The organism is Pseudomonas sp. NPDC087697 (assembly GCF_044743155.1).
Classification (GTDB): domain Bacteria; phylum Pseudomonadota; class Gammaproteobacteria; order Pseudomonadales; family Pseudomonadaceae; genus Aquipseudomonas.
On sequence record NZ_JBIUVW010000001.1, the window covers coordinates 190271 to 205679 of the forward strand.

Here is a 15409-nt window from a genome sequence, read left to right on the forward strand (position 1 = left end):
TTCTGGCCTTTCACTTCAAGCAGCGCTCTACAAGCTGCTCGGCGCTGGTGACTGGGGCTTCGCATGTGTGGTTTCGGCAGACATAGGCGCTGGTTTGCCCCGCGAGCGGATGCCGGTCCACGCCGATGGGCACATCCTCGGCAAAGGCCAGGACGCGTGCCGGCAAGTAGCGGCGCTGCAGGCTCGCCACCAAGGCATTGGCGGCGGAGCGTTCACCGGCAATGACGATGCTGATCGGACCACGCTGTACCCAATCCTGTGCCGCCAGTAGATGGGCGAAACCGAAGGGATTCTGGGCGGCTGCGGCACGGTACATCGTAAATACCTGCTCGGCACGCTCGCGGTAAAGCTCGCGGCCGGTCAGTTCAAAGAGTCGCAAGAAAGCGAACACGCAGGCCGAGGTTCCCGATGGCCAGGCACTGTCGTGCGGCGCCCGAGGCCTGTGCACCAGCGTCTCGCCATCGCTGGGCGTGAAGTAGAGTCCGTCATCCCAGAACTTATCGAGGATCCGCTCGACCAACTGCGTGGCGCGTTCGAAATAGCGTTGATCGAAGTCGCACTCGTAGAGATCGATCAAGGCGTTGGCAAGGACGGCGTAGTCATCAAGGAAGCCTGGAACCTTGGCCGTGCCCTCCCGCCAAGCCCGGTACAGGCCGCCTTCGGGAGTCAAGAGTCGGTCCAGAATGAAGTCGGCGGCGCGCCTCGCGGCGTCCAGGTGGGCTCGGGTTCCGGTCGCCTGATAGGCGGCGCAGAGCCCCTGGATCATTAGCGCGTTCCAGCTGGTGAGGATGTTCTCGTCGCGCCCCGGACGAATACGTTGGGTTCGCGCCAGCAATAACCTGTCGCGCAGACCCGCCAGTTGTACTTCCTGCCTCGCGTCCAGTACGACTGCGCGGTGCAGCACGGTGCTGCCATGCTCGAAGTTGCCGGCGGCGGTGACGCCGTAGGCCCGACAAGCCAGCGCGGCGTCCGGGTCGCCGAGCACGGCCTGCACCTGAGCGGGTGTCCACACATAGAACTTGCCTTCCTCACCCTCGCTGTCAGCATCCTCACTGGCGTAAAAACCGCCTTCAGGGTGGGTCATGTCACGCAAGATGTAGTCGATCGTCTCCTCGAACACCCGCCTCCAGGCAGATTTACCGGTCTCGCGATAGGCGTCGGCATAGAGCTTCACGAGCTGGCCATTGTCGTAGAGCATCTTTTCGAAATGAGGTATGGCCCAGCGCTCATCCACGCAGTAACGAGCAAACCCGCCGCCCAGGTGATCGTAGAGCCCACCGGCGGCTATGCGATCGAGGGTCAGCTCCACAGAACGCAGCAGATCCGGCTCATGCAGGCGCTGATAGAGGCGCAGGACGAGATCATGGCAGCCTGGGTTGGGAAACTTCGGTGCGTTGCCCAGGCCGCCATGCACAGGGTCGGTGTTTCTGGCAAACAACCGGGCTGCGGCGGCCGGCTGGTCTTGCTCCAGCGGAGTATCGCCTTCCAGCATTGACGCCTCCAGCTTGCGATACCCCTGAAGGAACTGTTCGACGTTCATCTGTAGCGCCGCGCGGTTGTTCTGCCAGGCGTCGCTCAAACCGAGCAGGAGTTGAGTGAAACCTGGCTTGCCATAACCCTCCTGTGGCGGGAAGTAGGTGCCGCCGAAGAACGGCTCGCGCTGCGGAGTCAGGAACACCGTCAGCGGCCAACCACCCCCCTGCCCCATCATCTGTACGACTGTTTGATAGATGTCGTCGAGGTCAGGCCGTTCCTGGCGGTCGACTTTGATGTTGATGAAACGCTCATTCATCAGGCGCGCGATCTGCGGGTTCTCGAACGACTCATGAGCCATCACGTGACACCAGTGGCAGGCGGCATAACCCAGCGACAGGTGGATGGGCTTGTCCTCGTCGAACGCGCGGCGGAACGCCTCCTCGCCCCAGGGATACCAATCCACGGGATTCTCTGCGTGCTGCCGCAGATAGGGCGAAGTTTCTTTGGCGAGTCGATTGCTCACGATTGGCTCCTCACACCGGGTTCCTCAGAACAGCCCCAACTGCAAGCGCGCCGCCTCGGACATGCGGCTTTGATCCCAAGGCGGATCCCAAACGATCTCGACCTCGACCTCACTGACCCCAGGGATAGTCTCGACTTTGGCGCGCGCCTCCTCCTTCAACACGTCGCCCATTCCGCAACCGGGCGCGGTCATGGACATCTTGATCTCGACTCGCTGGCCGCCGTCGGCGAGTAACCGGGTTTCACATTGGTAGATCAACCCGAGATCGACCACATTGACCGGAATCTCCGGATCGTAGACGGTGCGCAACATGTCGAGCACCTGCTGGATGTCGAAGGCACCGCTGATCGCCGGTTGGCCGCCCGCCTGGGGCTGCCCTTGCTGATGAGCATCCTGACCCAACGCATCGGCGTCACCGGAGGCGATCCGCGCCAGCCGGCCCCTGGAGATTTGAACCGTGAAGCTGCCACCGAGCGCCTGGGTCACCACCACACGCTCGCCGCGTCCCAACTGAAGCCGCTCCCCTCCGGGAATCAGCGTCACCACGCAGTCCCGCGTGAGCTCGACCGGTTGCAGATAGCCCGGCTTATTCGGGTTATCGAAGTGGAAGCCGGCGCCATGCAGGTCATACTCGAAATCGATCGATACGCCATCGGCTCGCCCTGCACTCGCGGGGTCGAGCAACAGCTTGATGCCATCTGCTTCGACCGTGATATCACCTTCGGCAGCGCGCTCGAAGAAAAACTCATGCGCGAAGTGCTCGTCGATCCTGAGCCGCACCCCGCGCACGTGCCCACCCGCCAGAGCATCGAGCAAGACTTTTCGCGCCGGGTCGCTGAGATGAATGCCGGGGATTAGTAATGGGGTTGCCATGGCTGATTACTCCGTCGTGACTTGCGAGGCGCCGCCGCCTTCGAGGGCGCTCCGCAGCGTGTGCCAGGCCAGGGTGGCGCACTTGACCCGCACCGGGAACTCCCATACCCCCGAAAGCACCGCGAGTTTGCCGAGCTCTGCCGGCGTCATCCGGGCGTTTGGCCCTTCGGTGAGCAGCGTATGCACCCGGGCAAAAAGTGCCTTCGCCTCCTCTGGCTTTTTCCCCTTCACTGCCAAAGTCATCAAGGATGCCGAGGCCTGGGAGATTGCGCAGCCGGCCCCCTGAAAGCTGATGTCCTCAATCACGCCGTCTGCAAGCTTGACGTAAATCTTGAGCTGATCGCCGCACAGCGGATTGAAGCCTTCCGCCGTACAGGTAGCATCCTCGATCTGACGGAAATTGCGCGGCCGCTTGCCGTGATCGATGACCACGTCCTGATAGAGGTCGCGCAGTTCATCGCCGCTCATCGGAACACCTCCTGCACCTTGGCCAGACCGGCCACCAGCGCGTCGATATCGCGCTCGGTGCTGTAGCAGCCGAGCGAGGCGCGAGCGGTAGCGGCCACACCGAAGCGGTTCATCAAGGGCTGTGCGCAGTGGTGCCCAGTGCGAATCGCGACCCCTTCGCGGTCGAGGATGGTACCGATATCGTGCGGGTGGATGCCGTCGAGGACGAACGAGAGGACGCCGACCTTCTCCGCTGCCGTACCGATCAGCCTGAGGCCGGGCACCGCCGCCAGCGCCTTCGTTGCATAGGCCTGCACGGCCTGCTCGTGGGCAGCAACGGCCTCTGGCCCCAGCTCACCGAGAAAGTCGATCGCCGCGCCGAGGCCTATCGCGCCGGCCATGTTCGGTGTCCCCGCTTCAAACTTGTACGGTGGCTTGTTGTAGACGGTCTTCTCGAAGCTGACCGAGAGGATCATGTCGCCGCCGCCCTGGTAAGGCGGCATGCTTTCGAGCAGCTCGTGGCGGCCGTAGAGCACGCCGATGCCGGTGGGGCCGTACATCTTGTGGCCCGACAGCGCATAAAAGTCACAACCCAGTGCTCGCACGTCGACTTTAAGGTGGGGAGCTGCCTGGGCGCCGTCGACCAGCACGCGTACGCCTTGGGCGTGGGCAAGTTCGACTATGCGCCGGATCGGGTTGATGGTGCCCAGCACATTTGAGACATGGGTGACGGCCACCAGCCGGGTCCTGGGTCCGATCAGCCGTTCCAGTTCATCGAGCTGGAGTTCGCCAGCGTCGTCGATGGGCGCCACCCGCAGTCGGGCGCCAGTCTGTTCGCAGAGCATCTGCCAAGGCACGATATTGGAGTGGTGCTCCATGGCAGTGATCAGTACCTCATCGCCGGCATGAACCTGAGTCTTGCCATAGGTTTGCGCCACGAGATTGACCGCTTCGGTCGTGCCGCGAACGAAGACGACCTCCTCGACATGCTCGGCATTGAGGAAGCCCTGGACCTTGGCCCGAGCTTTCTCATACTCCTCGGTGGCGCGCACCGAAAGATAGTGCACGCCACGGTGCACGTTGGCGTTCTCCTTCAAGAAGAAGTGCGACATGGCATCGATGACCGCCTGCGGCTTCTGGCTGGTTGCGGCACTGTCGAGGTAAATCAGCGGCTTGCCGTAGATCGTCTCCGCGAGGATCGGGAACGCCTTGCGCACGCGCTCGACGTCGTAGCCTGGCGCAAGGTCGAGCGGTTTCGATAGTCCTTGAAGGCTGTTTTCGAGGTCACTCATGCTGATACCTCCCGCCCCCGCAATTGCGCGGCAACCAGTCCTTCGACATGCTCGCGCAGCGGCGCCAGCTGGATGAGCTCGAGCATCTCGCTGACGAACGCAAAGGTCAGCAAAGACCGCGCCGCCGCCAGCGAAATCCCTCGTGAGCGCAGGTAGAAAATAGCCTGCTCATCCAGTTGGCCAACGGCGGCACCGTGAGCGCATTTGACGTCGTCGGCGAATATCTCCAGCCGAGGCTGGGTGTTGACCTGGGCCGACGTCGACATCAAAAGATTCTTGTTGGTCTGGCTGGCATCGGTCTTCATTGCATGTGGGCGCACGATGATTCGCCCGTCAAAGATCCCATGTCCATGATCATCGATCACACCCTTATAGAGTTCGCGGCTGGTGCAGCGCGGAGCCAGGTGCTCGATGGTCGTCTGGTTGTCCAGGTGCTGCTGGCCGCGCGGTAGATACAGACCATTCAGAGCCACCTGCGCACCGGGGCCCTCAAGCATGATCCGCACTTCCTGTCGTGCCAGTGCCGCGCCCAGTGCAAACGAGTGCGCAGCAAAGTGACTGCCCTGAGCCTGGCGCACGCTGAGCAGTGCGACATGGAACGCCGCCGTACTCTCGTTCTGCACCGTGTAATGTTCGAGTACAGCGTCCGCGTCGAGCACCACCTCACTGACAGCATTACTGAGGTAAACCTCGCCTCCACTACCGACGTGGCTTTCCACCAGGATCGCTCGGCTTCCTTCGCCCACCTGCACCATCGTGTGCGGATGCGATACCCGCGGCGTGGCGCCCGGGTCCGAGAAGAACACCAGGTGGATCGGTGCTTCAACCGTCGTGTGGGCAGGTATCCGCACCAGCGCCCCGTCCTCGGCGAGTGCCGCATTGAGCGCCGTAAAGGCCTGCGGCTGCGAGCGGAACGCCTGCGCAAACACGGATTCGAGCGACCCGCGGTCGGCACGCAGCAGCGGCGCGAAATGGGTGACTTGTGTGCCTGGAGGTAGCCACTCAAGTACCGAGATCTCGGCGTCGAAAAAGCCATTGACGAAAACCAGTCGCGGGCCGCCATAGTCGCCGACCAGCCGCTCCACGCTGGCAGCGGACGGGTACCGGCTCTCGGCCGGCTGGAAAGCGGTCTCGAGGAAGGGCGCGAGTCGTGTGTATTTCCAGGACTCGTCCTTGGCCGTGGGAAAGCCTTGTTCGGCTACCCACTGGAACGCTGCATCGCGCAATGCTTGCAACCAGGCAGGATGCCGGGCGTCGACCTCGGGCTTGAGCCGGGCGAGGAAGGCTACGCTCGCCGCGGTGTTCATGACCCGGCTCCGGGTACTGGCGTGGCCTGTTCATAGCTCGCATAGCCGCGCTTTTCCAGCTCGACAGCCAGCTCCTTGCCGCCGGACTGCACGATCCGGCCGTTGGCCATGACATGCACACGATCCGGGACGATATAGTCGAGCAGTCGTTGATAGTGGGTGATCACCAGCAGTGCGCGATCCTTGCTCCGCAGCGCATTGACGCCGGCCGCGACTATCCGCAGCGCGTCTATGTCGAGGCCCGAGTCGGTCTCGTCGAGGATCGCCAGCCTGGGTTCGAGAATCGCCATCTGGAAAATCTCGTTGCGCTTCTTCTCGCCACCCGAGAAGTCCACGTTGACCGAGCGGTTCATGAAGCTCTGGTCCATCTCGACCAGCGCCATGCGCTCCTTGGTGAGCTCGAGGAAATCCAGCGCATCGAGCTCTTCGAGCCCGCGCTGCTTGCGCACGGCATTGAGCGCCGTGCGCAGGAAATACAGGTTGCCGACGCCGGGAATCTCAACCGGGTACTGGAACGCGAGAAAGATACCGGCAACCGCACGCGCTTCCGGCGGCATGGCGAGCAGGTCCTGGCCGTCATAGAGCACCTCGCCACTGACCTCGTAGGTCTCAAGGCCCGCGAGCACCTGGGCCAGCGTGCTTTTGCCGGAGCCGTTCGGCCCCATGATCGCGTGCACCTCGCCCGCTTCAACCCGCAGCGTGATACCCCGCAGAATTTCACGGCCTTCGACACTGGCGTGCAGATCATTGATTTCGAGCATGCTCCCACCCCGGGCCTCAGCCCACGCAGCCCTCCAGGCTCACACCCAGCAGTTTCTGGGCTTCTACCGCGAACTCCATCGGCAGTTCCTTGAGCACCTCGCGGCAGAAGCCGTTGACGATCATCGGCACCGCGTCCTCCGCGCTGATGCCGCGCTGCCGGCAGTAGAAGAGTTGCTCGTCGCTGATTTTCGAGGTGGAGGCCTCATGCTCGACCTGGGCGCTGGGGTTCTTCACGTCGATATAGGGAAACGTGTGCGCGCCGCACTGGCTGCCCAGCAGCAAGGAGTCGCACTGCGTATGGTTGCGGGCACCGGTCGCGGCTTTCTGGATTTTCACCAGGCCGCGGTAGGTGTTTTGCCCATGGCCGGCGGAAATCCCCTTGGAAAGAATGGTGCTGCGCGTGTGCCGGCCGATGTGGATCATCTTGGTGCCAGTGTCCGCCTGCTGGTGATTGGCCGTCAGGGCGACCGAGTAGAACTCGCCGACCGAATAGTCGCCCTGGAGAATCACCCCCGGATACTTCCAGGTGATCGCGGAGCCGGTTTCAACCTGAGTCCAGGAAATCTTCGAATGCGCACCTGCGCATTTGCCGCGTTTGGTGACGAAATTAAAGATACCGCCGCGTCCTTGGGCATCGCCCGGGTACCAGTTCTGCACCGTGGCGTACTTGATCTGGGCGTTATCCAGCGCGACCAATTCGACCACCGCCGCGTGCAGCTGGTTATTGTCGCGCATCGGTGCGGTGCAGCCCTCGAGGTAGCTCACGTAGGCGCCCTCTTCGGCGACGATCAACGTGCGTTCGAACTGGCCGGTGTCTGCGGCGTTGATGCGGAAGTAGGTCGACAACTCCATTGGGCAGCGCACGCCCTTGGGCACGTAGCAGAAAGAACCATCGGAAAACACCGCCGAGTTCAGTGTGGCGAAGAAGTTGTCGCTGTAGGGCACAACTGAGCCCAGGTATTTGCGCACCAGCTCCGGATGGTTTTGCACGGCTTCGGAGAAGGAGCAGAAGATCACGCCGACCTCGGCGAGTTTGTGCTTGAAGGTGGTCGCCACCGAGACCGAATCGACCACGGCATCCACCGCAATGCCGGTCAGGCGCTCCTGCTCGGCGAGCGAGATGCCGAGCTTGCCAAACATCTCGCGCAACTCGGGATCGACCTCGTCAAGGCTATTGGGCCCCGGCGTTTTCGGCTTGGGCGCCGAGTAATAGATGATGTCCTGGTAGTCGATGGGCTCAAAGTGGACGTTCTGCCAGGTGGGCTCGCGCATCGTCAGCCAGTGGCGATACGCCTTCAGGCGCCAGTCGAGCAGCCACTGTGGTTCGTTCTTCTTCGTCGAGATCAGGCGAATGAGGTCTTCGTTGAGCCCGCGCGGGGCCGCATCGCTCTCAAAATCAGAGACAAAGCCGTACTTGTAGGCCCGGTTGCTGAGTTCGCGGATCCTGGCATTGTCAGTGCTCATCGCTGATGCCTCCTGCTGTTGGCAGGACGATTTGATCTTTTAACTATACTCCTTCCCTATTCCTTGCGACCCGAGCTCGTCCGTAGCGTTCAAACATCCGACGATTGCCGTATCAGGATGTCGTTACCGTCCACCCGGACCTCGAACTGTTCGACTCGATAAGCCGGTTCTGTGAGGCATTCGCCGCTGGTGACGTCGAACTCGTAGGCGTGAACCGGGCAAATCACCACGTTTTCCCAGAGTATTCCCTCTCCCAGCGGGCCATCTTCGTGCGGGCAGGTGTTGTGGATGGCGAAATATTCGCCATCCACATTGAACAACGCGACAGGCGTTCCCCCAAGGTTCACGGTTTTGCCGGTACCCGGTTCGATATCGCCCACGCAGGCGACCTTGACGAATTCACTCATGGTGGCAGCTCCTCTTGATTGTCATTTTAGCTTCTGGAAGCGGCTGCTGATTCGTCAGGTTTCGATCACCAAGACTTGCACACAACAACAGTAGGCTACGCTTTCAGCAGCTATTCATGGGTGTACGCGTTCGCCGTAGGAGCTGCCGCAGGCTGCGATCTTTTGCCCCGGAAGATCAAAAGATCGCAGCCTGCGGCAGCTCCTACAGGTATTGCGTACAGCTGACAGTTCAGACAGGCCCAAACATTTCACGCAGGACTGACGTGATGACCGAGCCCCTCCTCAGTTTCGAAGCACTCAAGCGCGCTGCTGCCTCCGGTGAGATCGATACCGTGCTGGTCTGCATGGTCGATATGCAGGGACGATTGGTTGGCAAGCGATTTCAGGTCGAGTTTTTCATCGACAGCGGCCATGAAGAAACCCACTGCTGCAATTACCTGCTGGCCGACGACATCGACATGGAACCGGTGCCGGGTTACGCCGCGGCCAGTTGGAGCAAAGGCTATGGCGATTTTGTGCTGAAACCCGACATGGCCACGTTGCGTCGTGTGCCGTGGCTGGAATGTACGGCGCTGGTGCTCTGCGATGTGCTCGATCACCACCACCGGCGGGACCTGCCGCACAGCCCGCGGGCGATCCTGAAAAAGCAGGTCGAGCGACTGCATGAGCGCGGCTACAGCGGCATGTTCGCCTCTGAGCTGGAGTTCTATCTGTTCGACGAAAGTTATGAGGCCATCCACGAGCGCAATTACCACAAGCCGAAAACGGCCGGCCACTACATCGAGGATTACAACATCCTGCAGACCACCCGCGAGGAGCCGGTGCTCCGGGCGATTCGCAAACATCTGCAGGCATCCGGCATTCCCGTGGAAAACTCCAAGGGTGAATGGGGCCCGGGCCAGGAAGAGATCAACATCCGTTATGCCGATGCCCTGACCATGGCCGACCACCACGTCATCATCAAGCACGCCTGCAAAGAGATCGCGCAACTGCAGGGCAAGGCGATCACGTTCATGGCCAAGTGGCGTTATGACGCCGCCGGTTCCAGCAGCCATATCCACAATTCGTTGTGGGACAAAAATGCCAAAAAGCCGCTGTTCTTCGACCCCAAGGCTGAGTTTGGCATGTCGAAGCTGATGCGCTCCTGGGTTGCCGGGCAACTTAAATACGCCAACGACATCACCTGTTTTCTCGCGCCTTACATCAATTCGTACAAGCGCTTTCAGGCCGGCACCTTCGCGCCGACGCGGGCGGTGTGGAGTCGGGACAATCGCACGGCAGGCTTTCGTTTGTGCGCCGAAGGCAGCAAAGCCATCCGCATCGAGTGTCGTATTGGCGGCGCTGACCTCAATCCCTATCTGGCCTTCGCTGCCTTGATCGCCGCAGGCCTGGCCGGTATCGACGAAAAGCTGAGCCTGGCGCCACCCTTTGAGGGCGACGCCTATCTCGACGAGCACCTGCCTGAAGTCTCTAAGACCCTGCGCGATGCCAGCGCCGCGCTCCGCGCCTCGAGCATGTTGCGCGAGGCGTTCGGCGATGAAGTGATCGACCACTACGTGCACACCGCCGACTGGGAGCAGAAAGAATACGACCGGCGGATAACCGACTGGGAACTGCAGCGCGGCTTTGAGCGCTATTGAGCAATCCATTATTGAGGCAGCCATGACGTCGATGATTCAACTCATCTCACCGGTCGATGGCCGGGTTTATGCCGAACGTCACCGCGCCGGCGCGGCACAGATCGAGCAGGCTCTGACAGCTGCCGCAACCGCCCAGGCGCTATGGAAACGTCGGCCACTGAGCGAACGCGCGGCTTTATGCAGCGCCGCCGTGGACGCAATGCTGGCAATGAAGGCTGAAATCGTACCGGAACTGGCCTGGCAGATGGGCCGCCCGGTACGCTTTGGCGCCGGCGAGCTGCGCGGCTTCGAAGAGCGAGCCCGCCATATGATCGCCATTGCGCCTGAAGCGTTGGCAGCGGTAGAACCCACGCCTGTCGCGGGTTTTCGACGCCACATCAAACGTGAACCGCTGGGTACGGTGCTGGTCGTCGCACCCTGGAATTACCCCTACCTGACGGCGGTAAATACGATTATTCCGGCGCTGATGGCCGGTAACAGCGTCATCCTCAAGCACGCTTCGCAAACGCTGCTGGTCGGTGAACGGTTCGCCGAAGCGATGCGCCGCGCCAATCTGCCAGCAGGCCTTTTCCACAACCTGCTGCTCGATCATGGGCAGACAGCCGCGATCATTGCCTCAGGACGAGTGCAGCAGGTGAATTTCACCGGTTCAGTCGACGCCGGCAAGGCCATGGAAACCGCCGCCACGGGGCGCTTCCTCGGCATGGGGCTGGAGCTCGGAGGCAAAGACCCGGCGTACGTACGGGCGGACGCCAACCTTACGCATGCGGTGGAAAACCTGGTGGACGGTAGCTTCTTCAATTCAGGGCAAAGCTGTTGCGCCGTCGAACGTATTTATGTCGATGAAAAAATTTACCCGATCTTTGTCGAGCGCTTCGTCGCCTTGACCCGCCAATACGTGCTGGGCAACCCACTGGACGAAGCCACCACGCTTGGCCCGCTGGTCACGCCGAGCGCCGCTGAATTCGTGCGCGGGCAGATCGCCGATGCACTGTCAAAGGGTGCCAGGGCACTGATCGATCCCAAAGCCTTTCCCGCTGATGTACCGGGCAGCGCCTACCTCGCGCCGCAGGTATTAGTCGACGTCACCCATCAAATGTCGGTGATGCGTGAGGAAAGCTTTGGTCCGGTGGTCGGCATCATGCCAGTTACCAGCGACGACGAAGCCATCGCCTTGATGAACGACAGTGAGTTCGGGCTCAGCGCCTCCCTCTGGACCCAGGATCTCGCCGCCGCCGAACGTATCGGCAACGAGATCGCCACCGGCACGGTATTCATGAACCGTTGCGACTATCTGGACCCGGCCCTGGCCTGGACCGGAGTGAAGAACAGTGGGCGCGGCGTCACGCTGTCACGCCTGGGCTTCGAGAACCTGACCCGAGCCAAATCCTTCCATCTGCGCCACGAGATCTGAGCCATGAGCCTGACCGCGAACTGGAACTACCCCACGAGCATCCACTTCGGTGTTGGCCGTATCGCCGAGCTGGCCGAAACCTGCCGCAGTCAAGGTATCCAGCGACCATTGCTGGTCACCGACAGCGGTCTTGCGCGTGCGCCGATCACCACGGCGGCGCTGGAGTCCTTGCGCGCCGCCGGCCTTGGCGTAGAGCTGTTCTGCGACCTCAAGCCAAATCCGGTTGAAGCCAACCTGGCCGGTGGGCTCGACGCCTGGCGTGCGGGCAAACACGATGGCGTGGTCGCCTTTGGCGGTGGCAGCGGGCTGGATATGGGCAAGCTCATCGCCTTCATGAGCGGCCAGACCCGACCGGTGTGGGATTTCGAAGACATTGGCGATTATTGGAAACGCGCCGATGAAGCCAACATCGCCCCGATCATTGCGGTGCCGACCACTGCGGGTACGGGATCCGAGGTCGGCCGTGCAGCGGTGATCATTGATGAGAGTACGCATACCAAACGCATCATTTTCCACCCGAAAATGATGCCGCGTGTGGTCATCAGTGACCCGGCCCTCACCGTCGGCATGCCGGCAAAAGTCACCGCCGGCACCGGCATGGATGCGTTTGCGCATTGCCTGGAGTCGTACTGCGCGCCCGGTTTTCATCCCATGGCCGAAGGTATCGCGGTGGAAGGCATGCGCCTGGTGGCCAACGCCCTGGTGCGGGCAGTGCGCACCCCCTCGGACCTTGAGGCGCGCGCGGAAATGCTCGCGGCGGCCGCGATGGGCGCTACCGCCTTCCAGAAAGGTCTGGGCGCGATACACGCACTCTCACATCCGGTAGGCGCCCTGTACGACACCCATCACGGTATGACCAATGCCACCTTCATGCCCTATGTATTGAAGTTCAATCGCCCGGCCATCGAGGAACGCATCACCCGCCTGGCGGCTTATCTGCGTCTGCCGACCCCAGGCTTCGACAGCTTCCTGGCCTTCGTCCTGAAGTTACGCAAGGACATCGGCGTGCCGCATACGCTGTTTGAGCTGGGGGTAGATGATCGACAAGCCGACCTGATCGCGGACATGGCGATTGTCGACCCTTGTGCCGGCGGTAACCCGCTGCCATTGACACGCAACGGCGCGGTAGAAATTTTCGACGCGGCTTACCACGGCCGTCTTTAGCGCAATCATCTGATCAAGATCAGATGCGACTGACCGACTGACCGACTCACCGCACATGAACAAACTGCACGATGACTTCAAAGCCATCGTGTTTGCCCGTCGCGGGAGACACGAGCGTCAGCGTCGCGTTGACGCCCTGGGCAATCGTCAGCGCGATGGCCAACCCAAGCCCCGAACCACTGACACTACTCTCACCTCGTACGAAACGTTCGGTCAGGCGTTTCAATACCTGCTCAGGCACCAACGAACCGGCATTCACCACCCTCAGAAGCGCCTGATTTGAAAGGCTCACCTCAATGGGGTGATCCGGCGCGCCATACTTCATCGCGTTCTCGATCAGGTTGCGCAGAAGAATGGCAAAAGCGTCTGGATCAATCGCCGACAGCACACTTTGTGCAGGGGGCAGATCCAAATGAATCCGCTGATCGGCCGCGTGATTCCACTCATCAACAACATGAACCAGTAGCGGTATGAGGTCCTGGGGCATTTCGGACAGGAGTCCGCCACCTTCGGCCTTGGCCAGTTGCATCAGTTTTTCGGAGAGCCTGGCCAGTTCTCGTAGCGAGGCCTCGATCTTTGCTGCACGCACTTGAAGCGGACCTTCAGGCGCCTCGCGGCGTAACCGCTGGATTTGCGCCAACGTCGCCGCCAACGGGGTGCGCAGCTCATGGGCACTGTTAGCGGTAAAACTGCGTTCGGCTTCCAATGCCTTGCGCAGCCGCTCCAGCAGATGATTGACCGCTACCGCCAGCGGATCGATCTCTGCGGGGAGTCGAGCGACCTTGATCGGAGATAAGTCACCGACTCCACGCGTTTCGATTGCGCGCCGGTAAGCCAGGACGCTACGCAGACTCCAGTGCACGAACAGCCAGGTGCCCACCAAGCTGATCGGAACCAGTGCCAACAACGGAAGTAGCATCGCGAGTAGCGCCTCCTGCGCCGCTTCGCGTCGATGGGCCAAGGGTTCGGCTATCTCAATGGAAACGTCTTCACGCAGAGCGCTGACCCCGTACAAGCGGTACTTGGGAGTGGTCGTGAAACCCTCCACCGGCAGCGTATTGAATACGCTCGGGTCGGCATCATGGGACTGCATAAGGATCTCGCCCTTGGCATCACGGACCAGGTACGTCAGGTATTCCTTGCGCACTTTGAGCGTTGCAATATGTCGAGACTGGCGGGGCTCAACTCGGTTGCTGATCTCGAGTACGGCCAATGGCAGAATCCGCTGTGCCGTCTCCTCCAGAGCGCTGTCGAAGGCCTCATTCAACTCGTGTTGCACCACCAGCCAGGCACCTGCGGTAGCTCCCAGCCAGAGCAGGGTCATGCCCAGAGTCAGCCCCAGACCCAGGCGCTTTTGCAGACTTGAGGCCGGCTTCATACCGGCATCAACCGGTAACCCATCCCACGGACAGTCTCAATCCTGTCGCGCCCCAGTTTTTTGCGCAAACGGCTGATATAAACCTCGATGGTGTTACTTTCAATTTCGGCCCCAAACGCATACAGACGATCTTCCAGCTGGGATTTGGAGAGCAACGCGCCAGGGCGCTGGATGAAGGCTTCGAACAATGCCCACTCGCGAGCGGTCAGGTCCACTGTAATGCCGGCGCGCTGAACCGTGCGAGCGGTCATGTCGACCTGCAGCTCTCCTACTTTGAGTTGCGGGTTGGGATTGCCGCTGTAACGCCGCGCCACCGCCGCAACTCGGGCGGACAACTCAAACAGATCAAAGGGTTTGACCAGATAGTCGTCAGCGCCCGCATTCAAGCCCTCAATACGATCGGATATTTGATCCCGAGCCGTGAGAATGATCACGGGCGTAACGTCCCCTGCCCCGCGTTGCTTGCGCAAAAAATCCAGCCCTCGCCCGTCCGGCAACATCAGGTCGAGCAAGATCAAGTCATAGCGAGTCGTTCGCACACTGGCTTGAGCGTGATCAAGGCGCTGCACCCAGTCCACCGCGTGGCCTTCATCCGCGATTTGTTCACGCACCGCTTCGCCGAGCCCCACTGCGTCCTCAACCAACAAAACCCGCATGTCACATCTCCTTGATTGTTCGTCGTACGACACGTTAGCGGGCAAACCTGACAAACGCCTGAATCACCCTTCAGGTTGCTGTCAGCTTACAGGCGCAGGATCCAGCCACAACGCTTGAACGGGAAACCCACCATGGAAAAGATTATTACTGCTGCAGTGTGCCTCGTCGGTGCCATTGCGCTGCCAGGGCTGGCCCAGGCGCGCGAAGTCACCTTGACCACGCAGCTGAAAAGTTACGACGGCAATGATGCGTATCTGGCGTTTTATGTGACCGATGCTAACGGTAAATACCAAAAAACCCTTTGGGTGGCCGGCAAGAAAGCCAAGTACTACAAACATTTGTCCGACTGGGCGCGTGGCAGCGGCTTGAATCCCGGCGAATTTGACGGAGTCAGCGGTGCCAGTGTTGGTAGCGGACGCACCCTGAAAGTCAGCGTTGAATTGGCTGATACGTTGATTGATGCCGGATATCAGATCCGCGTCGACAGTGCTGTCGAAAACAAACGTGAGGCCCGCTCCGATATCGCCGTGCCATTGACCACCCAAGGTGCGGGAAAACCTTCGGCAGGCAGCGGATACATCGAGTCCTTTACCTACGACATGTGA

General features: G+C 61.0%; 14 protein-coding genes. 4 read left to right on the forward strand and 10 right to left on the reverse strand.

The genetic code is table 11. The features are described 5' to 3' along the window. Positions 1–10 precede the first annotated feature (10 nt). The 8 genes from ACIPIN_RS00840 to ACIPIN_RS00875 all read right to left on the reverse strand — a co-directional run bounded on the left by ACIPIN_RS00840 (position 11) and on the right by ACIPIN_RS00875 (position 8551). Entirely contained in the window at positions 11–1999 is a 1989-nt protein-coding gene (locus ACIPIN_RS00840; RefSeq protein WP_401113972.1) for a thioredoxin domain-containing protein, read from the reverse strand. Positions 2000–2023: 24 nt separating this feature from the next. Continuing rightward, the gene (gene sufT, locus ACIPIN_RS00845; RefSeq protein ID WP_401113975.1) at positions 2024–2872 is read right to left on the reverse strand and encodes a putative Fe-S cluster assembly protein SufT; all 849 of its coding nucleotides are present in this window, start codon (positions 2870–2872) and stop codon (positions 2024–2026) included. Between the two features lie 6 nt (positions 2873–2878). Next, positions 2879–3340 carry a Fe-S cluster assembly sulfur transfer protein SufU gene (sufU, locus tag ACIPIN_RS00850; RefSeq protein WP_401113977.1) on the reverse strand — a complete coding sequence of 154 codons (462 nt, stop codon included), beginning with the start codon at positions 3338–3340 and terminating at the stop codon, positions 2879–2881. Then, positions 3337–4611 carry a SufS family cysteine desulfurase gene (locus tag ACIPIN_RS00855; RefSeq protein WP_401113980.1) on the reverse strand — a complete coding sequence of 425 codons (1275 nt, stop codon included), beginning with the start codon at positions 4609–4611 and terminating at the stop codon, positions 3337–3339. The genes sufU and ACIPIN_RS00855 overlap by 4 nt, the downstream gene beginning before the upstream one ends. After that, the gene (sufD, locus tag ACIPIN_RS00860; RefSeq protein ID WP_401113983.1) at positions 4608–5918 is read right to left on the reverse strand and encodes a Fe-S cluster assembly protein SufD; all 1311 of its coding nucleotides are present in this window, start codon (positions 5916–5918) and stop codon (positions 4608–4610) included. The genes ACIPIN_RS00855 and sufD overlap by 4 nt, the downstream gene beginning before the upstream one ends. Further along, positions 5915–6679, reverse strand: coding sequence for a Fe-S cluster assembly ATPase SufC (sufC, locus tag ACIPIN_RS00865; protein ID WP_401113986.1), 765 nt, complete (start codon positions 6677–6679; stop codon positions 5915–5917). Before sufC ends, sufD begins: the two co-directional genes overlap by 4 nt. Positions 6680–6695: 16 nt before the next feature. Then, a complete protein-coding gene (gene sufB / locus ACIPIN_RS00870) occupies positions 6696–8144 on the reverse strand; it encodes a Fe-S cluster assembly protein SufB (RefSeq protein WP_401113989.1) in 1449 nt (482 codons plus the stop codon). A gap of 89 nt (positions 8145–8233) precedes the next feature. Beyond that, positions 8234–8551 (reverse strand): Rieske (2Fe-2S) protein, encoded by a 318-nt coding sequence (locus tag ACIPIN_RS00875; RefSeq protein WP_401113991.1) that lies wholly within the window; start codon positions 8549–8551, stop codon positions 8234–8236. A gap of 266 nt (positions 8552–8817) precedes the next feature. Between ACIPIN_RS00875 and ACIPIN_RS00880 the strand changes: the two genes are divergently transcribed. The 3 genes from ACIPIN_RS00880 to ACIPIN_RS00890 are packed head-to-tail and all read left to right on the forward strand — an operon-like array spanning position 8818 to position 12769. Next, on the forward strand, positions 8818–10191 hold the full coding sequence (locus ACIPIN_RS00880) for a glutamine synthetase family protein (RefSeq protein ID WP_401113994.1): 1374 nt from the start codon (positions 8818–8820) through the stop codon (positions 10189–10191). 22 nt (positions 10192–10213) lie between these two features. After that, positions 10214–11605, forward strand: coding sequence for an aldehyde dehydrogenase family protein (locus tag ACIPIN_RS00885; protein ID WP_401113997.1), 1392 nt, complete (start codon positions 10214–10216; stop codon positions 11603–11605). A 3-nt stretch (positions 11606–11608) separates the two neighbouring features. Continuing rightward, complete coding sequence (locus ACIPIN_RS00890; protein ID WP_401114000.1) at positions 11609–12769, forward strand: iron-containing alcohol dehydrogenase; 1161 nt, start codon at positions 11609–11611, stop codon at positions 12767–12769. A gap of 46 nt (positions 12770–12815) precedes the next feature. On the opposite strand, the gene ACIPIN_RS00895 is transcribed toward ACIPIN_RS00890, so the two are convergent. Both ACIPIN_RS00895 and ACIPIN_RS00900 read right to left on the reverse strand, forming a co-directional pair. Continuing rightward, positions 12816–14147, reverse strand: a complete 1332-nt coding sequence (locus ACIPIN_RS00895) for a sensor histidine kinase (protein WP_401114002.1) — start codon at positions 14145–14147, stop codon at positions 12816–12818. After that, positions 14144–14803 (reverse strand): response regulator, encoded by a 660-nt coding sequence (locus tag ACIPIN_RS00900; protein WP_401114005.1) that lies wholly within the window; start codon positions 14801–14803, stop codon positions 14144–14146. Before ACIPIN_RS00900 ends, ACIPIN_RS00895 begins: the two co-directional genes overlap by 4 nt. A gap of 132 nt (positions 14804–14935) precedes the next feature. Between ACIPIN_RS00900 and ACIPIN_RS00905 the strand changes: the two genes are divergently transcribed. After that, complete coding sequence (locus ACIPIN_RS00905) at positions 14936–15409, forward strand: DUF2271 domain-containing protein (protein ID WP_401114008.1); 474 nt, start codon at positions 14936–14938, stop codon at positions 15407–15409.